Source organism: Bizionia saleffrena (assembly GCF_008086175.1).
Classification (GTDB): Bacteria; Bacteroidota; Bacteroidia; order Flavobacteriales; family Flavobacteriaceae; genus Bizionia; species Bizionia saleffrena.
In genome coordinates this window covers 295,380-319,522 of record NZ_VSKM01000001.1, presented here as the reverse complement: position 1 = coordinate 319,522, position 24,143 = coordinate 295,380, and the positions used below count along the sequence as shown (strand labels likewise).

Here is a 24,143-nt window from a genome sequence, read left to right as displayed (position 1 = left end):
CGACAGATAATAGCAATTTAATGTTTAACGTTTAATATGCTCATAGAAACTGGTAATGGATTTGATTACTCTTTCAATGATTTCAATAAATGAGCGAAGCAAATTCTATTTTGCTTAACACAATTATTGCATTGCTTGTGGCAGCTAATTTGCGAATGCTATTACATAACATAAAAATGAACTCTTTAAAGAAATACATGGGTAAGAACCAATAACTAAAAACAGAATACTATGAAAACCGCACTAATTACAGGAACGAGTAAAGGGATTGGTCTTGAAACGGCTTTGGCATTTGGTCGTGCAGGACATAAGGTCTTTGCTACTATGCGAAATCCCGCAATGGCTAACGATTTTAGACAAAAAATAAAAAAGGAATCTCTTGACATCATTATTTGTGAAATGGATGTGGATTCTGATGCTTCGGTTAAGGATTGTATTAACACTATTATCAAAAAGCAGGGTGAGATTGATGTTTTGGTCAATAATGCTGGTATCGAGCGCCATGGTTCTATTGAAGAATTGGCTTTGGAAAATTTTAAAGCCATTATGGAAACTAATTATTTTGGAGTGCTTCGCTGCATAAAAGCATTGTTACCTCAAATGAGAAAAGATCGCAAGGGTTGCATTATTAACGTTGCCTCTGTTGCAGGACATATTTCGAGTAGCCCGTTGGGGGCTTATGCGGCAAGTAAGTTTGCCCTCGAAGCTGTCAGTGAGGCTCTTGCTCAAGAGGTGAAACCTTTTAATATTAGAATCGCAATCGTGGAACCTGGAATTATCAATACACAAATGGCCAAGGCTATTAGCGTAGATAAAGAATCCATTTATCCGCATTCCAAAAGGTTTGGAGGGTTGTTCTTAGCATCTCTTAAAACGCCAACACCACCAAGTTTAGTAGCGAACAAGATTTTAGAAATCGCAGAAAGTAATACTTGGAAATTAAGACATCCTATTGGGCCAGATGCACAGCCTTTTATAGATTGGCGAGCTTCAATGAGTGATGAAGAATGGGTGGATTGGAATGCTGCCAACGACGACGATTGGTATGAAGCTGTTCAAAATACATTTGGATTAGATGCTAGATAAGTAATTTTTTAGTAATCGCATACAATAAAAGTTAAAGGTAACAGAGCGTATACACGACGAATACTTAAGCTATTAAAAAAATTACGGATAAGCCGAAAACCGGTTAGAGTAGGCGAAATTATTTAAACATAAGAAATCATGAAAAAAACAATTATAGCGAGACACAAAGTAGGGGATTTTGCCACTTGGTTAAAGGGCCATCAAGATAGACTGGATATATTTGGTCCAGTAATGTCTAGTCTAAAAACATTCCAAGATGCTAACGACCCCAATTCTGTGGTAGTAATTATAGAAGTTACCGATATGGATAAGTTTGGAGCTATTTTAAAAGATCCATTTACCAACGATCTAAAAAAGAAACATACCGTATTGGAGCCAATTACTCTATCAATGGAAGTGGAGATTTAAGATGATGTTTTAAGAGAATGCACAGAATTGTAGGCTTTTACAAATCAGGATTAAAAGTTGTGTGTGACTTTCGTAAAGCTAAAATTTTTACTAGTACAAAATAGGCTATTCGTCCAATTTATAATTATTTTCTACTAGAGCGCTTCGCCTACGATACGTGTAAACTTAAGTTGGAATTTTTAGAGTTACTCAGAGTCCTTATTTATTTATTTAGACCTCTGTAGAGTATTTAAAATTCTAATCTTTTTGGCCGTGATTTTGAATTGTCGACTAGGATTAATTTAGGCATCCTTTAAGTGCCTATTTTTAATTAATAGTAATAATTAAAAGACATTAATAAACAATTTTAACGATATACCTAAAATTAAGAAGCTTTTAAAATCCTAGATTTTAGAAGCTTTTGGTGCTAATTACATTAGCTAATAGAGACCTCAATTGAATAGCAATCTTCGTCGATAAGGTCTTGCGGAGAGGCCTTTGTTGTTTTTGTAGGCGTTGAGTCGTTTTTGGGATTGTATTTACTATAAAATTTTATATTTACTATATAAGCGATCAATTAATAGCGCACGCAATATAGAAATAACTTATTCTGTTTTAGTGTAAAAAAATCGTGAATATGGGTAGTGGTTATTTAAATTGGAGAAAGTATATCTTTTGTTTTTATAGCCTTGTTGGGGTTTTAAAATATGTGGTATTATTTGTTAGTTTTCGTCTATTACCTGCCGCAAAAGTTTAACCATACACGGCATTTTTTATAGCTACGTAATGTTTTTGGGACTTGCGATTAATATTGTTGTAGAGATGACTATTAAACCGCCGTTTACAGCCTGTCGCGAACGTGTTACGGGGAGCTCCGCATGTATAGTGGTGTTAAGGCGTTCTGTAAATCAGTCGGTTGGTCGTCGCCTGCTCGATTGGGCGTAATTGTTTATCTTAAAAGGCTATGATTTAGTGTCTTTTTCCTATTTACTTGTATTCTTTGGTTAAACAAATTGATTATTTTATCCTTTAAAGGATGGTATTCCTCAAAACAATCTTTTCCTTTAGAATCAAAAACAATTAAGCACGCATAATAATCATTTATAGTTTCTGTTCCGTCCGCTATAATTGTAAAAACTTCATCATTTTTTAAAAGTTTTATGTTTTCCCATACTTTACGATTCATATTTTCTAGATGTAATCCTTTAGCTTGGCTGTTCCATATTCCAAAATCAAGGTACATTGATTTCATTGTATCAGAAGCAGAGTCAATTTTGTAGAATCGTAATTCGTTAAAATTAATCGTATCTGAATTAATAACTTTAGATGTTTTAACAATTTTTAAATCTTTAAAACTAGTTTTATATATCATTTCCGTACTGTCTACTTTAGAAGTTGAACAAGAAATAAAATTCAAGATTAGTACTATTATTAATGTTTTTTTCATAAAGGCTTAAAAGTTAGTCGTATAAACACCCCTTTAATTTCTTTATAGACTATTTACGTGTTTATTCTATAGTTAAAAATGCGATCATTAACAACTGCTAAATACTCATTAAAAGTATAAAATATTATTAATTGATAGCGCAAACAATATAGAAAGAACTTATGCTGTTGTAGTGCAAAAAAGCATAAATATGTTATTGCCTACTCAGTTCCTAAATTAGAATAATGTAGTGCAGGCGGGGCGTGAATATTCGAGCACAGAACGAGGACACCTTTGGCAGTATTTATTATGAGACCTGTTATCGTTTACAATAATCGCGTTTAGCACGTATTATTTTCCCAATCACATCAAAACGCAACAGGTGTTATTGTATTTATAAATTGTTGAGATTCGACTTGTTTTAAATCTTCTTTTTTTATTTTTTATGTTCCATAATAATCCATTTTTCTCTCGTTCCATCATACAACAACTCTATCATGTCATATTGCTCAAGGTCTGTTTTAATATTAGCTTCTATTTGATTTGGACCTAATGAGCCTTCATCATTTTTTTTAAGTTTTAACTTGTCGTGTAGTGGATATAACCAAATGTGTTGCCCATTCGCTCCTGCTTTAATGCCAGTAAATTCCGAATCTCCGTCGGTATCAGTCACTTTAATCTTAATAATATTTTTGTCTTCGTTACTCTCGCCAGACCCAATGAGTAAATCTACATTATCAAATTTACCGTTACTACTATTATAGTCTAAAGTGATTTCTCCAAAAGAGTATCTAGGGTTACCATAAGAACTCAGAGTATTACTTTGCAGCTTTAAGTTTGTGCCGATAGTAATTTCGCGAAAAACTCCGTTGTCATCCAGGCCACCTATTTTAGTAGTTGTTATTTCTGCTTGGTCTGTCGTTCTAAATTTGCTGGTCCCATTTACGTCAAATGTTTCTTCTGGATTTAGTGTATTAATCCCTACTTGTCCCATCATTTCAGTAAATGCAAATAATAAAGTAATTACAATTAGGTGTTTCATAATATAATATTTAGTGGTTATTTTAAACTTATTGATTTTTTTTAGCTTGCGTAGAACTTAATTATATAGGTGTAAAACCAACACTTCATTACCTTAACCGGTGTTAGTTACGCTGTGTCTATATTCAAAAAAACTATTAATTATAACTGGCAATATCACGCAACGGGATATGGAAGAGACTAAATTAATAGCCCACTAAATATAAGATCTTTTTATTATAGTTTGTTGTAAAAAATCGTAATTGTTATCGTAATTGAAATTAAAAGAGAAGACGTGTTATACACTTACTTTTAATTGTGAAGACTGTGGCTCTGGTTGCCACCTATCTATACCTTAATTATTCGCGTAATTTGTGTCGTGTTGTTGACTATAATGTTGAGGAGATGTAAACTTTTCTTTTAAGTAGAAACCTCAATTAGTTTATTGGTCGCAGAGCACTGGTCTCTTTGGTTAATACTATTAATAATGGTGTAGTCGCCGCTTGTGTTACTAGTTAGTATATGTTATTAGTATTTGTTTTTAGATCATTAATAATTGTAACTAATTCTTGCTTATCTATTACATTTTCACAAAAATTTAAAATGACAGCATCAATGGAGGAAACAGTGTATATATTAAAATTTAAACTAGAACCTTTTACTAATAGAGAGTATAACTCTGCAAGGGCAACTTCATTGGGGCTAGAGGACAAGAACATTGTATTTCTTGTAAGCGCTATATTGTAACCAATTTTCATAAAATCAATCACTTGTGGTATTTCACTAGATTTAATGCTTACTTTACTATCCCTTAAATCCAGGAGTGTGTTCCAGTAGAGATTATAATTTGGGTCTTGGCGAATACTCTTTTTAAACAAGATTATGTCCTTAACAGTTATTACACCAGCGTAATATTCTATAATAAGTTCCTTATGGGGTATTATTTTATAAGCTCCAAATTTATCCATAGTGTTGCGTTCAATTACCGGTGTATAACTTTAATAATTAATTAAATAAAGTCTAAGACGTTAACTTATTTGTAATATAATATGTAGTGGTTATTTTAAACATATTGATTTTTTTTGCTTGCGTAGAACTTAGTTTTTTAGGTATAAAACCAACACTTCATTACCTTAACCGGTGGTAGTTACGCTGTGTCTATATTCAGAAAAACTATTAATTATAACTGGCAATATCACGCAACGGGATATGGAAGAGACTAAATTAATAGCCCACTAAATATAAGATCTTTTTATTATAGTTTGTTGTAAAAAATCGTAATTGTTATCGTAATTGAAATTAAAAGAGAAGACGTGTTATACACTTACTTTTAATTGTGACGACTGTGGCTCTGGTTGCCATCTATCTATACCTTACTTATTCGCGTAAATTGTGTCGTGTTGAATATAATGTAGAGGAGATATAAACTTTTATTTTAAGTAGAAAACATCAATTAGTTTATTGGTCGTAGAGCACTGGCCTCTTTGGTTTATACTATTGATAATGGTGTAGTCGCCGCTTGTGTTACTAGTTAGTATATGTTATTAGTATTTGTTTTTAGATCATTAATAATTGTAACTAATTCTTGCTTATCTATTATGTTTTCACAAAAATTTAAAACGACAGCTTCGATTGAGGAAACATTATATATATTAAAATTTAAACTAGAACCTTTTACTAATAAAGAGTATAACTCTGCAAGGGCAATTTCATTGGATCTAGAGGACAAGAACATTGTATTTCTTGTAAGCGCTTCATTGTAACCAATTTTCATAAAATCGATCACTTGTGGTATTTCACTAGATTTAATGCTTACTTTACTATCCCTTAAATCCAGGAGTGTGTTCCAGTAGAGATTATAATTTGGGTCTTGGCGTATCCTCTTTTTAAACAAGATTAGGTCCTTAACAGTTATTACACCAGCGTAATATTCTATAATAAGTTCCTTATGGGGTATTATTTTATAAGCTCCAAATTTCTCCATAGTGTTGCGTTCAATTACCGGTGTATAACTTTAACAATTAATTAAATGAAGTCTAAGACGTTAACTTATAATTCGAAGCATAATTATTCTTTTCCCCGTATTAGGGTGGTTTAATCTGTAATCTATAAAATAAAATCCGAATAGATAGTCGTTAGAACGTATCTTTAATAGAATGCTTGTATCTAGGCACTAAAGTTTTGCTCGTGCCTATGTAAGGCTGATTGTTCAAATTAATTGAGGTTAAGGAGATTAGGGATAGCAATTCTCATCTTGGAGCGTGAGAGTGCGCCATAACTTTCTTCTAAAAAAAAGAGGATTTCAATAAGATAAGATGCCTTATATTTTTTTTATGGTGGCCTTTGGCAAATAAGAGAGTCCGAACTTTAGTTAATTTTGTAACGGTTAGTACATCATCAATCATTGCGCAAATTGGCCGATAGCGACATCGCCTTAACATCATTTATTTTGCTATGAAACGACTATTTCTTGCCGTGGTATTCTTGTGGTTCAAAGAAGCAAATTACCGGTACTTTATCTCTTTTTTAGAATGTAGAATGTTTCTATGTTAGGGCGTGAGGACGTCTCACCCCAGTAGTTTTGGTTAGGGATTATGGAAGCCTTTGCACTAAAAGGTGGTTTTATGAGAAAGCTGGTTGCTTAGGGCACTGTTGTTTATTGCTATGCACTGTGGAACTCATTGTAGTTACGGGCGAACACCTTAATATCTGTCGCAAATGTTTAACTATGACGCTACATTTTCTATAGATACGCGATGTTTTTAGAACTTGCGATTATTGAACCGCAGTATATGGTCTATACCAAATTGGTATCTACAAGACTCGTCTTTGCGGCGGTGTGAGAGGCGTACTGGCAATTTTTCGATGCTTGGTAGTCTACTCGATTGCCAACTGGCTTTTTTTAATTAATAATCTTGAATTAAAACTTCAGTTGGAATATGAAGTGTAGTATTTAGTTTTCTAATCATATCTAATGTCAGTTTTCGCTTTTTATTCAAAATCTCACTAACTCTGCTTTTAAATCCGACAACTTCTGCTAAATCCTTTTGTTTCATTCCCAATTGTTCCATTCGGAACTTAATTGCCTCAATTGGGTCAGGCATTCCGATTGGGAATTGTTCATTTTCATATCGATCGATCAATATTGATAGGATTTCCAATTCGTCTCCTTCTTCCGTTCCTTTTTTTGCATCAAAAATATCCTCAAGTCTGTTGATCGCTTTTTGATAATCGTTTTCGTTTCTAATTGGTAATATTTTCATAATCAGATGTTATTTGCGCCACTTTTGTCATATTCTGCGTGAGTTCCAACAAACCTTATCCAACATATTCCATATTCAAAATTGAATTTTACAATCAAACGATAATTAATGCCCTTGATGTTGTAAACAATTCTATTTTCCTTTAAAATACTCGCACTCGGATACTCGCTTTTTAATTCGTTAATATTATTCCACTCGAATTTTTCTGTTTCTCTATACCACGATTTTAATTGTTCTTCACAATCAGCGTGTTTTTTCCAAAAATCTCGTAAAGTTCGTTTTGCGATTACTCTCACAGTATAATTGTTTGAAGCAAATATAATTAAAAAGATACCAATTTGGTAATTAATTCGTTTTTTAGCTTGTTGGTAACTCAGTTATGTGAGCATAAAACCAATTTTTTTATGAGTTTTATAGATGTTAATTCTCTATTCAAAAAGTTATTAATAACAATTACTAAAAGTACACAATGAGTATAAAATACGATAAACTAATAGCGCATCCAATATATAAATAACTTATTCCTTTTTATTGTAAAAGGTGTAAATGTGGGGGAGTTGTTATTTAAAGAAGAAAAAGCATCTATTTTGGGTGTAAATACTTGTTGGTGTTTTGAGGTAGATGGTTAGATTTTGCGATGCTCTTAGGGTATGTAGTGATTATTATCGCCGCATATAAGACCCGTACGTATGTGGTGTGAGAGGCGCGCTGGCTATTACTCGATGGTCACCCGTTTATTCGATTATGCACTGACTTTATTGTTCCTTTTTATTCGGCCTAGAAGTGTTAATATTTTGATCGTTAGCCTTTATTGTTTGCTTATTGCTTCTTGCTGAACCATAATAAATCGCTTTCTTTATTTTTGTTTTTTCTTCCTTAATTTTCTTTTTCAAGTAAGCGCTATATGCTTTGTAAATTTCCTCCTTTGTTTTCAGTTTAGATAAATCTTGTTTGGCAAAACTATTTTGAATGTCATTTGCTTTTAAATTCAGATATTCAAATTCAGAGTTATTCACTTGGTCAATCAAAGAGTCTTTTCCAATTTTTCTTAAGGGTCGATTACTTTCTGGAAATTCTTTTAAAGAACTAAACCTTCTCACAAATGCTTCATCTATATTGTTTTTTATTTTAGCTCTTGGAACCCGGAAATGTTTTAATAGATCGTGATCTTTAGTTTTTGTTTTAGGTGTTTCATTGCTATCAGATTGTATACTTTTTTCTAAGTAAGCAATATACATTTGAAAAACCTCTTCTTTTGTTTTCAGTTTAGATAAATCTTGTTTGGCAAAACTATTCTGAACTTCATTTGCTTTTAAATTCATATATTCAAGTTCCAATTTATTCATTTGGTCAATCAAAGTACCCTTTTCAGGGATTGGTATTGGTTTATTATCTTGGTCTTTTACTATTATGTCAATTGAATTAGAATCAAGCACCATTTGACTTTCGGCGATTCCCTTATTTTGAGAAAATCCAAAAGTTGAGATAAGTAGAAGTGTTAATAGTAAAGTAGCTTTTTTCATAATATTTATCTTTTTTGGTTATTCAATTTTAATGTCAAGTTCGGTTTTTAGTTTGTGCATAACGTACTTGTGTATGTTTATTGGCGTGGTTAAGCACTAAAGTAAGCAAGTGAAAACCAAATAGAAAATCCGTGAGGAGTTACGTAAGTCGGCAGTGATCAAGCAATTTTTTTTATACGTTGTGTGTGTGGCCAGTATGGGCATCTTTAACTTACAGCAAAGTAAGTAATTAATCTAGAGGGTGCAAGTCCCTTATGCGCTGGGGTAACGCCTAGAAGCATTAGTAAGTCGCAAAGGGTAATGTATTGCCCCCTATAAAACAAGTGTCTACCTTTAATGTGACGTTTTTTATCAGGTTATGAACTTATAGTTGATTTATGTTAAAAAAGGATGATAATGAATTTAAAGTTATGATAGTAGAACTATTAAATTCTGGCATTAAGACAAAACAAGTTAGTAAGGATTAAGGTTTAAGTCTGAGTATCGTTGGACGTTGGAAACGCAAATACAAGTTGAAATCCGGAGATTTTTCAAAAAAGAAGGAATTATCTCTTGAAACTCAAGAACTCAAAGCGCTAAAGAAAGAATTAAAGAATGTAACAATGGAGCGTGACATCTTAAAAAAGGCGGAGAGCAAATAACCCGAAAACGATGTTTTCTCCTCTTAATATCAAATCTCCAAGAGCGACTTATAAGATATCAATTCATTTTAGATAATATTCATATATATCCAGTTGAAAAGATGTGTAAATCTATGAAAGCTGGGAAATTATATTAAAAAGAAGGGTTAGTAAGATCTTATATTATGAAGTCTTTCAGACTTTTTCTTTTACCTACGATTTTCACATTTTTCATCTTAATATCTCGGTTCCAAACAATACGTCTAAATGACTTCTAAGTCAACTCGGTTGTTGTAATCTTAATTTCTCCTAAAAGTGTTTTGTTAACAGGACATCTATCCGAAATTTCGATTAAGCGTAAACGCTGTGTATCATCTAAATTGCCAACCAATTTTATTTCTTTTTTTATAGTATGCACAAAGCCTTCCTTAGATTCACAATCGCCACAATCTTTTGCGTGGGCTCTATTTTGATTTAGAACCACCTGTACCTCTTGCAAATCCCATTTTTTACGATCGGCGTACATTCTAAGGGTCATTGCTACACAACTACCCAAAGCCATCAATAAAAGATCATAGGGTGTTGGTCCTTTATCTTTGCCGACTGTTAATGGTTCATCGGCTATAATTTTATGCTTTCCGGCAGTTAAGGTGGTTTCATATTTTTCTTTTCCAATCTTCGCTATAATTTCGGCCATACTATATCTGTTTTATCCGTTTTTGTTTTTTTAATTAACTCATATTTAAAACTTCGCATACAAGCCTAAAACCTTCCCTTAAACACATATTTAGGTTGGCTTGCATACGAGGTTATTCACTAAATTAATAGTAAAAATGGTATTAGCTATGTCAAGAGATTACGTTAAGTAAGAGTTCAGCATCCACAACGTTTTCTCTGTTTCAGAAATGTATTCGCTCATTAAGCTAACGGTGCCTTCATCTTCTGCATCGGCGGCCTGAGAAAGAATACTACGTTCTTTTTTGACCAAGATGCTGAAATTGCTCACAACAATTTCAATACCTTTAGGCCCGTTAATAATATTCTTTTCTTCTTTAATATCGGACATTTCCAGAAAATCGGTATAAGTATGTAATGGAACCCCTTCAAGTGTTTGGATACGTTCCGCAATCTCATCTATTTTTTCAAAAGCATCTTTATACAATTCTTCAAATTTCTTATGCAATTCAAAAAATTCCTTGCCTTTTATATTCCAATGCAGCCCTCTCAGGTTTTGATAGAACACTTCGTAATCTGCCAATAACATATTTAGTTTAACAACTAGTTTTACTGCTTTTTCTCTGTCTATTCCTACTAAATTTTCCATGTTTTTTTTTATTTTGAAGTAAACATAGACACAACTTTTACAATTAGGAATGACGCAGGTCAGTCACAATGGTGTTTTTTATTTTTTTAGCATTTAGACTTTAACACATTCAAGTTTGAAATTATAATTTTATCTCATAATATTCTGAAGTAACAAAATTTTTAGCTTGACAGCACAATTTGGCTCAAACATAAGTATGATACAAATAAAATGTGATACCTAGGATCAGTTTAGAATTTAGAATATTTCAGTCGTCTACTTATAGACTGACCTTAGTCATTTTAATCCTTTAAATTAGGCGGTATATTACAAGTGAAATCAAGCAAACGATTTCTGCAATTATGGGAAACTTTAAAATATATAACTATGAAATATCACATTAGTAAAACAGTAACGGGCACTTTTGAAGACGTTGTGTTAAAAGTAAAGGACGAACTTAAAAAAGAAGGATTTGGCGTATTGACTGAAATAGACATCAAAAACACTTTAAAAAACAAGCTGGATATTGATTTTAGAAAATATAGTATTCTCGGAGCCTGTAATCCAGAGTATGCGCACAAAGCTTTACAGGCAGAGGATAAAGTGGGCACTATGCTGCCTTGTAATGTTATTGTTCAAGAAAAAAGCGAAGGCAAGATTGAAGTGGCAGCTGTAAATCCTAAAGCCTCTATGATGGCTATTGAAAACAACAAATTAGAACAATTAGCGACAGACGTGACCCAAAAACTAAGGAACGTTGTGCATAGAGTTTAAGCAAGTAGTTTTTACTGCCAAAAGCGTACTCAAATTAAGGGTATGGTCACTACCATTATAAATTTGGATGTATATAACTTTTACGATTATTATGCTATTTAGGCTGAAATCTATGCTAGTTTGTTTCATCATAAAATGATAAATATTAGCGCTTTGAAATTTTCGGTATAAAACGAGAAAAGTTTGCACGATTAAAATTTTACTTGACAAAAATCGCTTTTAAAAAAAGGTCCGTAATGTTTCAACATTACGGACCTTTTATTTCTGAACAAAAAAAGATTTACACTCTATATTTTTGTTTTTTCATCTTCTTTTCTTCAACCTATTAAATGTTTTTTTCTTATTTTCTACAGCTTTTAATGTTCTATGTTTAATATAGACTAATAAATGACCGATCCAAGCAGTAGGATTTAGCACATCTTTTAATACATCATCCGGCACATTTACAAATACTTGCTTTATTTTTGTTAGGATAGACTCAAATTGAATATCAACTAAGTCATACTCCATTTTAGCGTCAACAGATATATTATATACTATATGCTTGTCAAAAGCTAATAGCTTATCGTAAAAACTAGATAATTGACTAAATGCTTCTGATGGATTTTTAGCTCCTTCAAACTCAAGGTTTAATTCAAAATCATATTTTTCTACTTTCTTCATAAAATTAACTGTGTATTACAAATAACTAAAGGCTACAATTAAACAAGCGATTAGCAATGGGATTGAGGCAAGTATTATAAACTTATAAATTAAAAGTCTTTTGTTAGACCATTTTAATATTGACTGAGAATAACGAATTATCTCACCTACATATTCATCTAAAACAACTCTTGTACTTTCACTAACTGTGAGCTCAGAAACCTTGAACATATCGGTGTCTAGTAATTCTTCTTCAGAAATTTTTTTAATATTATCCATATATGAGATAAATGACTTTAACCTATAATATTTATCTTCAATTGTTAAGGATAACACTTTTTCTCTGTATGAATACATTATTAAAACAATCACATTTAAGGATAGCCAGATAAATAATATAAAATAGACAATTTTAAAATATATGTTACTTGTAACTAATAACTTAAAAACATCTGTAGGTTGTAATAAATTATTTATAAGAAATAAGAGAATTGCAGAATTTATACCCAACAACCAAGAGTTAATAGTAGTGCTTTTTTTTGTTAAAGTTAGGTAGTCTAAAACACCTCTAAATGTATTTGTATTCATAGTTAAGAGTTTTCAACTATTACAATTTCATCCTCAGTCAACCCATACAACTCATAAACCATTTGGTCTATTTCTTTATCAGTTTGGTTAATTTGGGTTTGTAGCGCTTGTGCTTTTTGCTTGTTTTCTTCAAAAAGGTCTAACCACTCAAACTCGTCTTTTTTGGTTAGTTCTGTTACTTCTTGTAAATCTTCTTTTATACGTAGTTTGTTATTTGCTTTTATGGCTTTGTTTAACTCTTTTATGAAGTCTCCAAACTCTAACTCGTACCAGTTCTGTAGTTTTTTTGATAGTTTTTCTAAACTGAATTTCCCTTGAAGATATTTTTGAAATTTTAAATTTAATTTATTCTTACCTCTATTACTTTCAACTATATTACTTACGCTATCTTCAAACAGTTTTGAATCTATAATAACAATCGGAAGTGAGTCTAAATTTGCTTTAGTAACTGTTATTGTAAAACCTGCATCTAAAGAATAGTTTTTACGATAAAAAAAGTCCATTAGCTTAGAATTTAGAATACCCAATATATAATTCAAAGTAACATTATCATCTTTTACGACTAAATTATTTATAGAATTAAATGTGTAAAATGAATCAACATCTAAAGAGCAAATCAATCTAGATGACACTCTCTGAAGTAATATCTTATCAGCTAAAAAAGTTTCTTCTTTTCTTGGTCGATGTAATACCTCAGGATTATAATTAATATATTTATTTGGCCAAATGAAACCATACCTTGACAAATCAGGTGATTCTAACAACTTTTTATAATCATCATTAACTTTATTATCTGAAATAAAACTATTTTTTCCTGACTTCGTAGCAATCCCATTTCTTACGTCTATAACATCACCTAAAACAAAATTTGAGTTCAATTTCATTTTATCAAAAATTTGTTTTTCACCAGAATCACTTCCATATAAGAATCTATTTTGCGGTGTTTCCCTAAATGAAAACTGTTCTTCTTGAAAAACAGACTTATTTTCTAAATCATCATATTTATAAAAATAAACTTTATTGTTATTTACATACTTATTTTGAACTATTAACGTGACGGTTTCAGCTGTAACATTCTCAAAAACACCCATACCGTATATATGAACTTCATTAATTAACTTACTTTCAATTAAAAAATTCCTAATATCTTGATAAGTACTTGTTCTAATAAAAGTTTCAGGTGTAATAAATCCTAAATATCCATTTTCCTTCAACAAACAATTCATAGATAGCTCCATAAATACGCTATATAAATTAATTTTCCCCGAATTATACACATACCTTTTCCATATGTATTCGTTCATTAATTCAAAATGAGTATTTCCACGAGTAAAAACATAAGGCGGATTCCCAATAATCACATCAAAACCACCTTTTTCAAATACTTTAGGAAATTGTTCTTCCCAATTAAAGGCTTTATCGCCTGCAACGGCTTTACTATCTATTAAACTATTACCACATTTAATATTACTACTTAAATCGTTTAATTTACGTCGTGGTTGTGCTGTACGTAGCCATAAGGATAGTTTGGCAATTTCTACAGATTCTTCATTAAGGTCTACACCATAAATATTGTTTTCTAAGATGGTGTTTTCTATATCTGGAAACTGTAAACCACCACCTAATACTTTTGTTTTTAACTCATCTATATAGGTGTGTTCTTTTATTAAGAAGTCTAATGCTTGGTTAAGGAAAGCACCAGAACCACAAGCAGGATCGCAAATAGTTAGTTGTAGCAACCAATCTCTATAAGTATCTAGTATTACAACTAAATTTGTAATAGTTGCTTTATTTCTGTTTTTTCTGCCTTTAAAATATTCTTCTTCTTTAAAATCGAGTTCAATTTTCTTTTCGTCGCAAAGTTTACCTATTGTATTTTCTACTATGTATTTGGTAATGTATTTTGGGGTGTAGAATACGCCATCTTTTTTTCGTTTGGATGTTTGTTTATCAAAATCGCCACCTTCAATTTCGGCATTAACGCTTTCAATTTCGTTTAGTGAGTTTTCAAAAATATGCCCAAGAATATTAACATCTACTTGGCTTTCAAAATCGTAAGCTGCTAATTGTTTGGTGTGTTTGTAAAGTAATTGGTTGTCTATTTCTAAGCTATCTAACACTTTGTCTTCTTTAAACAAACCACCATTGTAGGCGTATATTTCGGCTCTACTAGTTGTGCCTTTTCTTCCTTGATCTAAGAAATTAAAGTATTGTTTAAAGAGTATGTAAAGCGGTCTATCGTCGCCAAAAGCTACATCATCTTTCCATTTGTCTAATATTTGCTGTGTGCTGTTTGGTGGTAACAATCCACGATCTTCTGCAAAGAATATAAAGAGGTAACGGTCTATTAGTTTTTGAGACTTTTTGAATAATGTTAGTTTAACATTTTTTTCTAGTTTAAGCTGTTCTGCTTTTTCGTCTTCGTTTTCTACTTCTGTTAACTGCGATTGGTTTGCACGCGATAACGCTTCAGTTTTAATTCTTTTTACATTACGTTTTACTAAATCTCTAAATAGCTCTCTTTTAAATAAAGAATAATCTTTATAAAATTGCTTAGTAATCTGTTCTTCTACAACTACAGACGCTTCCTTTATTTTTAAGGGATTATTATTTAAAACATTGTCTTTTTGTAGGCATAAATAAAATAAGGCGAAACGCTCTGGAGATAATTCGAAAAGGTTAAACTCTTCAAACTCTGTAGCATCGTTTATATAAAAACGTAGTTTCTCGAAGTTTGAGGTTATTACATATACGCATCCTTTTTGATTGGCTTTATAATCGAATGCTTGTTTACGTATGCTCTCTAAATCTTTAGTGTTTGTTCCTTTTAATTCTATTACACCAATGGCAACATCGTTATTTAATATTGCGCCATCTGCTTTACGTGCGTTGTTTTGGTTTTTATATTCTGCTACTAAATTAAAGTCTGCATTAGGTTTTAATGTGTAACCCAATATATTTACAAATAGCTCTGTTAGAAATATACCTTGATATTCTTCTTCTTTAGATCCACGTATATTTTCTTGAATGGTTGGGTTTAAGAAATACTTAGTATATTTTTTGTAGGCTTTAGCAATAACATCTTGATCTTGTAAACTTAAATGTTGCTTTAATACTGAGGTTTGAAATAATGACATTAATAGCTATAGGTTTATTTAATCTTTAAAAATAGGAATATATATTGAGTTGCCATTATGGTTTACCGTAAATAACTATTTGCTTTCCGAGTTAGCTAACAGAAGGCACAAGGTGTAGTTGCTGTAAACTAATTAAAGTTTGAGCTAATAGAGCTATGGTTCTAAAAAATAGGAGAGGTGTAGAGGTTAAACCTTTAAATGAATTCGGAGATATTATTCATTGCAAAAACTCTAATTAAATCGGGTATTGTGGGCAAATCGTGTGAAAATAAAAAAACCAACATTTACAAAAGCTTTGTAAATGTTGGTTTTAGTAGTGACCTCGACTGGATTCAAACCAGTAACCTCTTGAGCCGTAATCAAGTATTTGCTTATTTGTTAGTTATTCGTTCATTACTAAACAAGCCTTAAAGCCTTAATATAATGCAAATGTAATGCTTTTTATTAATATCTGTTACTTGTTTATTAATATTAAAAGTGTGAAAATAGTGTGAAAACGATTATCTTTGTTTTAAACAATAAGACAATGAGTTACATAATATCTATTTACTTTGAAAAAAGGCGAGCAAAAGAAAACGGAAAGTTTAATATTAAACTAAGAGTTTACAACAAACTCAATAATATTAAAAAAGTAAGATACTTTACTACTGGAATAGATTTAACTCAAGAAGAATTTGATACCATTTGGATAAATGCAGAAAACAAAAAATTAAGAGGTAAGAATAAAGAAATACTTTTTAAGCTTCAGGATATTGAGAAAAGAGCAAATGTAGTTGCTGAACAAATGACAGTCTTTGATTTTAAAAAGTTTGAAATGAAACTCTTTAGAAAGTCCTCAGATAAAAACAACGTTCAGTATCATTTTGAAGAAGTAATAAAAGAGAATATTAAAAGAGGTAAAATCGGAACGGCTGAAAGTTACAAATACACTCTTAATTCATTTAAAGAATTTAGCGAGAATGAGAAAAAATGCGCAATAGATAAGTTGACTTTTGAAACTATCACAGCAGACTGGTTAAACGATTATGAAAGTTTTATGGTTTCTAAAGGTAAAAGCTACACTACAATCTCAATTTATACAAGAACCTTGAGAGTGGTTTTTAACAATGCTATTGCAAGTAATGATATTAATAAAGAGGTTTATCCTTTTGGACTTAAAAAAGCGGGGAAGTATAAAATACCTAAAACTAAGAAAGTAAAGAAAGCTTTAACTTCTACTCAATTAAAAGTTTTATTTAATGCTGAGGTCAAAAATGAAAATGAAGCCAAAGCAAAAGCGTTTTGGTTTTTTAGTTACGTTTGTAATGGAATGAATTTAAAAGATGTAGCACTACTAAAATACTCAGATATTAAAGATGATAAGTTTTCTTATTATAGAGCAAAAACATTTGATAAGACAGCAGAAAAAACAACTATTACAATATTCTTAACCGACTTCACAAAGCAAGTAATTGCAGATTATGGTAATGAAGTTAAAAGCGGTTTTGTGTTTAGTATTATTGATATTAAAGATGATAGTTTAGCACAATACAAAAAGATTAAAAACTTCACTCGCTACATTAACGACCATATTAAAAGAGTAGCTAAAGCAAACGATTTGCCGAACGATTTAAGCACCTATTGGGCAAGACACTCATTCGCTACTAATTCACTTCGTAAAGGCGCATCTATGGAGTTTATAAGCGAAGCCTTAAATCATAGTGACCTCAGCGTAACAAAGAATTATTTTGCAGGTTTTGAAGATGATGCAAAAAAAGAATTTGCTAATAGCTTGCTTGATTTTTAAAAAAAAACAACTCTTTATTTTACTTGCGATATTTTGTTTTTATTCTGACCTACATTTACTACATTAACTACATAAAAAAAGTTATGATATTAAACCCGAACAACATAAGTTTCTCAGATTTTTTAGCGAAAATTAGCGGTTTAGCGGAAATTGAACAGCATACCATCCTGATAAACTATGATCATGAAATAAAAGGCACTATCCACGAACTGAAAAAGCTCGCCAATGAAATTGATAATTTGGAATTAAAAAGATTTATTCACGAATTAAATAATGAATACAAAAGAGAATATTCTAATATAGAAATTTTGAACTACTTAGCGGAATTAACAAATGATTTCGAAACAGAGAGAGTTAAAGTCGCCCTTTTTGAAATGGAAGTTTTTGAAAATATGGAATTAGAGGAAACTTTTAATGAGTTAGCGTCACTTCAATACCACAACAATAATTGGGAGGTTCCAACGTATAAAGCATTTAATCCTATTTTAAAGAGAATGGACAGCTTTGAAGACTATAAGAAAATGAGAAAAAGAGTCTTTCCCTTTGCTTTTTTGTCGTTTTATTTTGCTATGGGTTTTTTGAAAAATTCTTTAAAAAAAGAAGCTGAGAGTAAAAAAAATGAATTTAAGATTAAGTCAAGCCCAACTAAAGATAACAGAAAATACAATTTATCTAATAAAGATTTAGAAGACCTTCAAAACAACCTTATTCCAAAAATTAAGATTACAGATGTTTATAATCACTTTAATGTATTAACTAAAACAACAAACAAAAATAATGAGTTCTATCTGACTCAAGAACAACTTTTAATTTTTATAAAATCTGTATTTATTGATAAAAAACCAATTAAACAAGATTTTAATTGCCAAGGAATCACAAAGAAAACAGTCAGAAAAATATTTTATAATTTTTACTTCTATAATAGAAAAGTAGAATCTAATCAAACAAAGATTAAACGTAAATATTTTAATATTTTAAATCAAGCTTTTCATGGGTTTAACGAAAATGACTACACTGATTTTGCTAAGTAAAAACCTTAAAACCGACCTAACAAGCCTAAAAAGAAACCTAAAACCCTTTGACTGTTTTTAGCTCAGTAATAAACTTATACCATTACATAAATATTTAAATAACATTGTAATGGAAGCACTAAAATTTGAGCAATTACCTAATGTAGTTGCAACACTCACAATCGAAGTGAGGGAATTAAAAGCCTTAATACTTACCACGGCTAAACCACAGACGCAAAACAACCCTTTAACAATTAGAGAAGTTGCTGAGTTAACAAACTTAAGCGTGCCTACTCTCTATGGCTACGTGCAACGAAATGAGATACCCTATCATAAAAAAGGTAATCGACTTTATTTTTTCAAATCTGAAATTATTGAAGATTGGATAAAAACTGGAAAGCAAAAAACTCTAAACGAGTTGAAAGCTGAAACAGATAAGTATTTGTCTAACAAAAATAAAGAGCTGAAATAATGAGTAAACAAGATAACAGCTCTAACATAAGACAAGAGCAAGATAACGAAAAAATAGAGCAATTAAAAGCGTTTGTTGCACAATCAAAATACATTGATGTTTTAGAACAACCTAAGATTTGTAATAGTTTTAGTTTACCATATTTAGCGAATGTGTTTAGATTAGAATATAGAAACCGTTTCTATAATTATCTAAAAAAACATACCACAACAGTAGCGACGGTTTCTAAAATTACAGGGATACCACACAAATACTTATGTGAAGTTAAGTCATACTGCGAAAAAAGAAAACTATTAAAAGTTGTGATGGTCGGAAAATGTCCGACTACTGGCTCTAATAACGTACAATTCGTTTCTACTAACTCTAATGGTTGGAACGATTTAGAGTTATTGCCACAGTCAAACCAATTAAACTTGTTTTAGGCGATGAAAATAGAAAAAATAAGTATTGGTATTGATGAGGTATTAAAGGAAACAGAAACACTATTAGAAGCCGTGCAAATGGACAAAGAAAACTTAAAACAAAACTCAGTTGCTAATATATTAGCTGAGATGCTTAAAAATGTAGAGCCAGTAAATTTTAGAGAATATTGCAGACTGGATAACGACAAAGACAAACTACAAAAGAAACATTTTTTAGTTGCTTGTATTGAGATACTTCTAAAAACTGTAAACGATAATGGTTTTAGTTTATGCCGTAAGAGTGACTTTATTTATTTGTTCAATTCTGAGTACTGGGAAAGTGTAGAAGAAGAAGCCTTTAAGGATTTTTTAGGTAGTACAGCACTAAAAATGAGTGTAGATAAATTTGATGCTAAGCACCACTTATTTAAAGAAGAACTGTATAAGCAATTTTTAGCAGATGCAGGGCTTCAAGAAATTAAGCCAAACAGCGGAACTACTTTAATAAATCTAAACAATGGCACGTTTGAAATATCACAAAAGAAACAGATTTTAAGAGCGTTTAAGAAGTCAGATTTTTTGACCTATCAATTACCTTTTGATTACGATAGCGAAGCAACAGCACCCCAGTTTAAAAAGTTTTTAGATGAGGTTCTGCCTGAGCAGGAATTACAAAATATACTTGCTGAGTATTTAGGTTACATTTTTGTAAAGAATAGCGTTTTAAAGCTTGAAAAAGTATTACTACTATATGGTACAGGTCAAAATGGAAAAAGTGTTTTGTTTGATGTGCTTATGGCATTATTAGGAAGTCAAAATGTAGCAAACTACTCTTTACAATCCTTAACAGCTGAGAATGGAAACTCAAGAGCGCAATTAGTTAATAAGTTACTTAATTACGGCTCGGAAATTAATGGGAAATTAGAAAGCAATGTTTTTAAGCTTCTCATCTCAGGCGAACCAGTAGAAGCGAGGTTATTGTATAAAAATACTCAGATAATTACAGATTATGCACGCTTTATGTTTAATTGTAATGAGTTGCCAAAAGAAACTGAAAATACAAGAGCGTTTTTTCGTAGGTTTATAATTCTACCTTTTAGAGTAGCCATACCTGATAAAAAAAAAGATGTAGACCTTGCTAAACGTATAATTCAAACTGAGCTATCTGGAGTCTTTAACTGGGTTTTAAATGGCTTAACTCAGCTGTTACAAAACAAAAACTTTACAGATAGTCAAATTGTACAAAATGAAATTCTACAATATCAAAAGGAAAGCGACAGCGTACTAATGTTTATTGATGACGAGAATTACCAAAAATCGGTTGCAGATGACAGACCACTAAAAGACCTTTACGCTGAGTATAAAAGTTACTGTTTAGATAGTGGTTACGGCTTATGTTCTCTACGTACATTTTCAAGCAGGTTAAAAAAGAATGATTTTATAGTAAGGCGAAAAAGTTATGGAAATGCTGTCTTTATAGAGCGTAAAAGTGAAGACGTGAACGAAACAGACTTTTAGCACTATGAAAGAACTCAGATACACATTAGAACCTTACAAGGGAATGAAAACACGCTTCCGCTGTCCTAACTGCAATAAAAACAACGTGTTTACCAAGTATATTGATTTACATACCAACGAGCATTTAAATGATGCCGTTGGTTGCTGTAATAGATTAATAAAATGCGGTTATCATTATAAGCCAAAGCAATATTTTCAAGATAATAATATTTCATTTAAAACTTCAACAGGGAACAATCGTATTAATCAATTCAAGCCAGTACCAAAAACTAAAACAAATTTTATTGATGCTGAACTAATGCAAAAGAGCAAAGTCAGTAAAAGCCAAAATAATTTTGTTGAGTTTCTGTCTAACATTTGGAATGATGAAACGGCTCAGGAATTAGTAGAAAAATATAATATTGGCACTTCTAAGTTTTGGAATGGTGCAACTGTATTTTGGCAAGTAGATAATAACAGCAGAATAAGAAGTGGAAAAATTATGCTTTACAATTCTATTAACGGCAAAAGAATTAAAGAGCCTTATAATTATATTAATTGGGTGCATAAGGCTTTAAGGCTTGAGCCGTTTAATTTGGAGCAATGCTATTTTGGAGAGCATCTATTAAAAGAAGATACAAGTAAACCAGTTGCAATAGTAGAGAGCGAAAAAACAGCAATACTCTCAAGTGTATTCCTACCTGAGTTTATTTGGTTGGCTTGCGGTTCTGTTAATAATCTGAATGAAGCCAAAACAAGATGTTTAAAAGGGCGCAACGTGGTTTTGTTTCCTGATTTAAACTGTTTTGATTTATGGAATAACCAGATCCAAACTCTAACAAAATTAGCAACATTTAGAATCTCTACCTTATTAAAAGATAATGCCACAGACGAAGAGATAGAGCAAGGTTTAGACCTCGCAGATTATTTAATTAATATAAAACGTTCCTTAGAGATTTAGGTTTCAAAATTCTACACTATGCCAAAACAATATACATTTCCAACGTTATTTGACGAATTAAGAAATATTAGCATCACGAACTTGACAAAATGGAAATATTTAAAACGTGGTCAAACAAAAAGTGGAGTAATTAGGTGGCGTAACAGTTTCAATGAAGTTACAAGTAGTTTAACTATCAAAGTTGTAATTACTGGCGACTTTCAATATTTAAACCTTAATTACAAAAGCAATGATGAGGTTTATGATATTAATATTAGTTTAGTTTCTACACATTCTAACTTAGGTAAAGGCGAAATTTGGTATTTTATTTGTCCTTATACTGGAAAAAGATGCAGGATATTACATTTAATACAAGGTAAGTTCATTCACAGAACAGCTATTAAAGGTGGTCTGTATACAAAGCAAACTTATAGTAAATATTTTCGGCGATTGGATAAGGTTTACGGCGCTTGTTTTGAATTAGATAGACTTTATGAAGAACTTTATTCTAAGCACTTTAAAAAAACGTATAAAGGCAAACCTACTAAACGTTACTTAAGTTTAATTGCTAAAATTGCTAAAGCTGAAAGAGTTTCTGTTATGGATATTAAAATAAATTAATGTAGATAGTGTAGTAAATGTAGGTTTAAAAAAAAAACTTATATTTACTTCAACCTTTAACCAGTATCTATAATGGCTGAATTTTGTTAAAGTTGCGCTTATGATTTAGGAATGCGAGAACACGATAAAAAACCTTTGTTTTGTGAGAACTGCAGACAGCACTTTCCAAAAGTTTTATTTTTTAACTTTTTATGGAATTTCACTAAAGACAATAACTAAAAAAAATCAAACCTTTTTAATTAACAAAAAACAACAACATCGCAAACAAATTAATTTATTTAAAAAACTAAACATTATGAAAATAATTGCTACATTAATAATTTCCATTCTACTTTTTAACTGCTCTTCAAATGACGAACAAGTAAACAATGAAAATGGAAATGGAATTGAAATTACAACAGGTTATCATTACGACATTAAAAAATCAATAGGCGGTAAAGTAGAAGCATATTCAAACGTCATACCTGCTTTTGTCGGAACATCTAAATCGAGAAGTTATGCAATAGACACTTTAGAGATTGATTTAAACAAAGATTATTTAAATGGCTTCTCTATACAGGTTGAGATAGCTCAAATAATTAGCGTTACTCAACCATCCCCATCAAATGTATATTCCCACGTAAATTATATTAATTTTGTTAATTTACAACCTCAATGGGAGAATAACAAAAGGCAAAGAGTATTTTTAGAAAACAGATACACTTCACAACCAACGAAATTTACATACTCCGAAAGTAATGTCAATCTTTCCAACCACCCTAATCTGTTTGTTTCTAATCCTCAGAATAACACCTACGAAATTTTAGATGTCAAACCTAAAGTAGGAACAGATACTCAAACAATAGTATTGGAAGATGATTACAATGTTGGAGATGAAATCTATTATAATCAATTGTACTATAAAGTAATAACTAAAACAGCATTATAAAATCATAATCTTCTTAAACAATGAAGCTATACGAGTTTAACTTACTCGATTAGAGCGAGAGAATGCACATATTCAATTAGAAAGGAATTCATTTAGATACTTATGCATAAATAAAAGAGCATTGTTTAATATACGCTACTGGTATGTATTTCTTTGAGGTAGTTTATAATGTAAAACTAAATACAATCACAAATATAAACAGTTTCAAAACTGGAGTCTTTCTCGACAAGTATTCATATTAAAAAATCACAATTTACAATGAGTCATTTTTACTTAAATTAATGGCTCTATTTAAAATGTCTTGTATCGTAACATTTTCTTTAGATTTTTCATAATTACTAATTATTGCAACATCTCCTTGTTGACCACGGACACTAAGAAAAAGTACTTCCCTATATTCTCTTTTAAACTTCTCGCAAAGTTCTGTACTCATTCTTTCACATTGAGTATAAACAATCTTCTTTGCTGATTTATCGTTAAAATGAATATCTATTCCTTGATTAGTACAAGAAAAGGATAATAAAAATATAAGTCCAATTAAAAATAATTTCATATTTCTTATAATTTAGATAACAAATAAAAACAATTAAATATAAAAATAAGAAATTATAGTTGAGAAAGAATGATTAATACTATGTTTTAAAACTACCTTAATTCTGAAAAAGTGTGAAAATAGTGTGAAAATAAAAAAACCAGTACTAACAAAAACTCTGTTAAGT

24 protein-coding genes and 1 pseudogene are annotated in these 24,143 nt (G+C 30.9%); 12 read left to right on the top strand and 13 right to left on the bottom strand.

The features are described 5' to 3' along the window. Nucleotides 1-231: 231 nt before the first annotated feature. Both ES676_RS01415 and ES676_RS01410 read left to right on the top strand, forming a co-directional pair. Nucleotides 232-1,086, top strand: coding sequence for an SDR family oxidoreductase (locus ES676_RS01415; RefSeq protein ID WP_148368244.1), 855 nt, complete (start codon nucleotides 232-234; stop codon nucleotides 1,084-1,086). 138 nt (nucleotides 1,087-1,224) lie between these two features. Then, nucleotides 1,225-1,494 (top strand): hypothetical protein, encoded by a 270-nt coding sequence (locus ES676_RS01410; protein ID WP_148368243.1) that lies wholly within the window; start codon nucleotides 1,225-1,227, stop codon nucleotides 1,492-1,494. A 928-nt stretch (nucleotides 1,495-2,422) separates the two neighbouring features. On the opposite strand, the gene ES676_RS01405 is transcribed toward ES676_RS01410, so the two are convergent. The 7 genes from ES676_RS01405 to ES676_RS01375 all read right to left on the bottom strand — a co-directional run bounded on the left by ES676_RS01405 (nucleotide 2,423) and on the right by ES676_RS01375 (nucleotide 8,705). Next, nucleotides 2,423-2,845, bottom strand: coding sequence for a hypothetical protein (locus tag ES676_RS01405; RefSeq protein ID WP_148368242.1), 423 nt, complete (start codon nucleotides 2,843-2,845; stop codon nucleotides 2,423-2,425). Between the two features lie 490 nt (nucleotides 2,846-3,335). Next, on the bottom strand, nucleotides 3,336-3,941 hold the full coding sequence (locus ES676_RS01400) for a hypothetical protein (RefSeq protein ID WP_148368241.1): 606 nt from the start codon (nucleotides 3,939-3,941) through the stop codon (nucleotides 3,336-3,338). Nucleotides 3,942-4,434: 493 nt separating this feature from the next. Next, the gene (locus ES676_RS01395) at nucleotides 4,435-4,887 is read right to left on the bottom strand and encodes a hypothetical protein (protein ID WP_148368240.1); all 453 of its coding nucleotides are present in this window, start codon (nucleotides 4,885-4,887) and stop codon (nucleotides 4,435-4,437) included. Between the two features lie 563 nt (nucleotides 4,888-5,450). Next, nucleotides 5,451-5,903, bottom strand: a complete 453-nt coding sequence (locus ES676_RS01390; protein WP_148368239.1) for a hypothetical protein — start codon at nucleotides 5,901-5,903, stop codon at nucleotides 5,451-5,453. Between the two features lie 922 nt (nucleotides 5,904-6,825). Beyond that, on the bottom strand, nucleotides 6,826-7,182 hold the full coding sequence (locus ES676_RS01385) for a helix-turn-helix domain-containing protein (protein ID WP_148368238.1): 357 nt from the start codon (nucleotides 7,180-7,182) through the stop codon (nucleotides 6,826-6,828). A gap of 2 nt (nucleotides 7,183-7,184) precedes the next feature. Then, the gene (locus ES676_RS01380; RefSeq protein ID WP_148368237.1) at nucleotides 7,185-7,478 is read right to left on the bottom strand and encodes a type II toxin-antitoxin system HigB family toxin; all 294 of its coding nucleotides are present in this window, start codon (nucleotides 7,476-7,478) and stop codon (nucleotides 7,185-7,187) included. A 459-nt stretch (nucleotides 7,479-7,937) separates the two neighbouring features. Then, on the bottom strand, nucleotides 7,938-8,705 hold the full coding sequence (locus ES676_RS01375; RefSeq protein WP_148368236.1) for a hypothetical protein: 768 nt from the start codon (nucleotides 8,703-8,705) through the stop codon (nucleotides 7,938-7,940). Between the two features lie 377 nt (nucleotides 8,706-9,082). Between ES676_RS01375 and ES676_RS01370 the strand changes: the two are divergent. Then, nucleotides 9,083-9,474: pseudogene (locus ES676_RS01370) on the top strand (transposase); the annotation flags it as partial. Between the two features lie 125 nt (nucleotides 9,475-9,599). Here ES676_RS01370 and ES676_RS01365 read toward each other — a convergent pair. Then, nucleotides 9,600-10,022, bottom strand: coding sequence for an OsmC family protein (locus ES676_RS01365; protein ID WP_148368235.1), 423 nt, complete (start codon nucleotides 10,020-10,022; stop codon nucleotides 9,600-9,602). A gap of 159 nt (nucleotides 10,023-10,181) precedes the next feature. Continuing rightward, nucleotides 10,182-10,649, bottom strand: coding sequence for a Dps family protein (locus ES676_RS01360; RefSeq protein ID WP_148368234.1), 468 nt, complete (start codon nucleotides 10,647-10,649; stop codon nucleotides 10,182-10,184). Nucleotides 10,650-11,015: 366 nt separating this feature from the next. Between ES676_RS01360 and ES676_RS01355 the strand changes: the two genes are divergently transcribed. Further along, entirely contained in the window at nucleotides 11,016-11,402 is a 387-nt protein-coding gene (locus ES676_RS01355) for a DUF302 domain-containing protein (protein WP_148368233.1), read from the top strand. Between the two features lie 303 nt (nucleotides 11,403-11,705). On the opposite strand, the gene ES676_RS01350 is transcribed toward ES676_RS01355, so the two are convergent. The 3 genes from ES676_RS01350 to ES676_RS01340 are packed head-to-tail and all read right to left on the bottom strand — an operon-like array spanning nucleotide 11,706 to nucleotide 15,769. Then, the gene (locus tag ES676_RS01350; protein ID WP_148368232.1) at nucleotides 11,706-12,065 is read right to left on the bottom strand and encodes a hypothetical protein; all 360 of its coding nucleotides are present in this window, start codon (nucleotides 12,063-12,065) and stop codon (nucleotides 11,706-11,708) included. A gap of 15 nt (nucleotides 12,066-12,080) precedes the next feature. Then, nucleotides 12,081-12,632 carry a hypothetical protein gene (locus tag ES676_RS01345; RefSeq protein WP_148368231.1) on the bottom strand — a complete coding sequence of 184 codons (552 nt, stop codon included), beginning with the start codon at nucleotides 12,630-12,632 and terminating at the stop codon, nucleotides 12,081-12,083. Between the two features lie 2 nt (nucleotides 12,633-12,634). Next, nucleotides 12,635-15,769, bottom strand: coding sequence for an Eco57I restriction-modification methylase domain-containing protein (locus ES676_RS01340; RefSeq protein WP_148368230.1), 3,135 nt, complete (start codon nucleotides 15,767-15,769; stop codon nucleotides 12,635-12,637). 490 nt (nucleotides 15,770-16,259) lie between these two features. On the opposite strand from ES676_RS01340, the gene ES676_RS01335 reads away from it, so the two are divergent. From ES676_RS01335 to ES676_RS01300, 8 genes are all read left to right on the top strand, one after another. Then, the gene (locus ES676_RS01335; RefSeq protein ID WP_148368229.1) at nucleotides 16,260-17,555 is read left to right on the top strand and encodes a tyrosine-type recombinase/integrase; all 1,296 of its coding nucleotides are present in this window, start codon (nucleotides 16,260-16,262) and stop codon (nucleotides 17,553-17,555) included. A gap of 83 nt (nucleotides 17,556-17,638) precedes the next feature. Next, entirely contained in the window at nucleotides 17,639-18,586 is a 948-nt protein-coding gene (locus ES676_RS01330) for a hypothetical protein (RefSeq protein WP_148368228.1), read from the top strand. A gap of 109 nt (nucleotides 18,587-18,695) precedes the next feature. Further along, on the top strand, nucleotides 18,696-19,037 hold the full coding sequence (locus tag ES676_RS01325; protein ID WP_148368227.1) for a helix-turn-helix domain-containing protein: 342 nt from the start codon (nucleotides 18,696-18,698) through the stop codon (nucleotides 19,035-19,037). Then, nucleotides 19,037-19,459 (top strand): hypothetical protein, encoded by a 423-nt coding sequence (locus tag ES676_RS01320; protein ID WP_148368226.1) that lies wholly within the window; start codon nucleotides 19,037-19,039, stop codon nucleotides 19,457-19,459. Before ES676_RS01325 ends, ES676_RS01320 begins: the two co-directional genes overlap by 1 nt. Before the next feature lie 3 nt (nucleotides 19,460-19,462). Next, nucleotides 19,463-20,956 (top strand): DNA primase family protein, encoded by a 1,494-nt coding sequence (locus ES676_RS01315; protein WP_246130270.1) that lies wholly within the window; start codon nucleotides 19,463-19,465, stop codon nucleotides 20,954-20,956. A 4-nt stretch (nucleotides 20,957-20,960) separates the two neighbouring features. Further along, on the top strand, nucleotides 20,961-21,896 hold the full coding sequence (locus ES676_RS01310) for a DUF6371 domain-containing protein (RefSeq protein ID WP_148368225.1): 936 nt from the start codon (nucleotides 20,961-20,963) through the stop codon (nucleotides 21,894-21,896). An 18-nt stretch (nucleotides 21,897-21,914) separates the two neighbouring features. Further along, on the top strand, nucleotides 21,915-22,496 hold the full coding sequence (locus ES676_RS01305; RefSeq protein ID WP_148368224.1) for a hypothetical protein: 582 nt from the start codon (nucleotides 21,915-21,917) through the stop codon (nucleotides 22,494-22,496). Nucleotides 22,497-22,638: 142 nt separating this feature from the next. Next, nucleotides 22,639-23,424: a hypothetical protein gene (locus ES676_RS01300; protein ID WP_148368223.1), complete on the top strand. Its 786-nt coding sequence runs from the start codon at nucleotides 22,639-22,641 to the stop codon at nucleotides 23,422-23,424. Nucleotides 23,425-23,677: 253 nt separating this feature from the next. Here the strand turns inward: ES676_RS01300 and ES676_RS01295 are convergent, their stop codons facing one another. Further along, the gene (locus ES676_RS01295; RefSeq protein ID WP_148368222.1) at nucleotides 23,678-23,977 is read right to left on the bottom strand and encodes a hypothetical protein; all 300 of its coding nucleotides are present in this window, start codon (nucleotides 23,975-23,977) and stop codon (nucleotides 23,678-23,680) included. Between the last annotated feature and the right edge of the window lie 166 nt (nucleotides 23,978-24,143).

Coding starts and splice junctions, on each gene's coding strand:
- ES676_RS01345 (WP_148368231.1), bottom strand. CDS start 12,632: ATGAATACAAATACATTTAGAGGTGTTTTAGACTACCTAACTTTAACA.
- ES676_RS01405 (WP_148368242.1), bottom strand. CDS start 2,845: ATGATATATAAAACTAGTTTTAAAGATTTAAAAATTGTTAAAACATCT.
- ES676_RS01355 (WP_148368233.1), top strand. CDS start 11,016: ATGAAATATCACATTAGTAAAACAGTAACGGGCACTTTTGAAGACGTT.
- ES676_RS01295 (WP_148368222.1), bottom strand. CDS start 23,977: ATGAAATTATTTTTAATTGGACTTATATTTTTATTATCCTTTTCTTGT.
- ES676_RS01330 (WP_148368228.1), top strand. CDS start 17,639: ATGATATTAAACCCGAACAACATAAGTTTCTCAGATTTTTTAGCGAAA.
- ES676_RS01385 (WP_148368238.1), bottom strand. CDS start 7,182: ATGAAAATATTACCAATTAGAAACGAAAACGATTATCAAAAAGCGATC.
- ES676_RS01390 (WP_148368239.1), bottom strand. CDS start 5,903: ATGGAGAAATTTGGAGCTTATAAAATAATACCCCATAAGGAACTTATT.
- ES676_RS01340 (WP_148368230.1), bottom strand. CDS start 15,769: ATGTCATTATTTCAAACCTCAGTATTAAAGCAACATTTAAGTTTACAA.
- ES676_RS01315 (WP_246130270.1), top strand. CDS start 19,463: ATGAAAATAGAAAAAATAAGTATTGGTATTGATGAGGTATTAAAGGAA.
- ES676_RS01375 (WP_148368236.1), bottom strand. CDS start 8,705: ATGAAAAAAGCTACTTTACTATTAACACTTCTACTTATCTCAACTTTT.
- ES676_RS01320 (WP_148368226.1), top strand. CDS start 19,037: ATGAGTAAACAAGATAACAGCTCTAACATAAGACAAGAGCAAGATAAC.
- ES676_RS01310 (WP_148368225.1), top strand. CDS start 20,961: ATGAAAGAACTCAGATACACATTAGAACCTTACAAGGGAATGAAAACA.
- ES676_RS01360 (WP_148368234.1), bottom strand. CDS start 10,649: ATGGAAAATTTAGTAGGAATAGACAGAGAAAAAGCAGTAAAACTAGTT.
- ES676_RS01415 (WP_148368244.1), top strand. CDS start 232: ATGAAAACCGCACTAATTACAGGAACGAGTAAAGGGATTGGTCTTGAA.
- ES676_RS01400 (WP_148368241.1), bottom strand. CDS start 3,941: ATGAAACACCTAATTGTAATTACTTTATTATTTGCATTTACTGAAATG.
- ES676_RS01305 (WP_148368224.1), top strand. CDS start 21,915: ATGCCAAAACAATATACATTTCCAACGTTATTTGACGAATTAAGAAAT.
- ES676_RS01365 (WP_148368235.1), bottom strand. CDS start 10,022: ATGGCCGAAATTATAGCGAAGATTGGAAAAGAAAAATATGAAACCACC.
- ES676_RS01350 (WP_148368232.1), bottom strand. CDS start 12,065: ATGAAGAAAGTAGAAAAATATGATTTTGAATTAAACCTTGAGTTTGAA.
- ES676_RS01325 (WP_148368227.1), top strand. CDS start 18,696: ATGGAAGCACTAAAATTTGAGCAATTACCTAATGTAGTTGCAACACTC.
- ES676_RS01410 (WP_148368243.1), top strand. CDS start 1,225: ATGAAAAAAACAATTATAGCGAGACACAAAGTAGGGGATTTTGCCACT.
- ES676_RS01395 (WP_148368240.1), bottom strand. CDS start 4,887: ATGGATAAATTTGGAGCTTATAAAATAATACCCCATAAGGAACTTATT.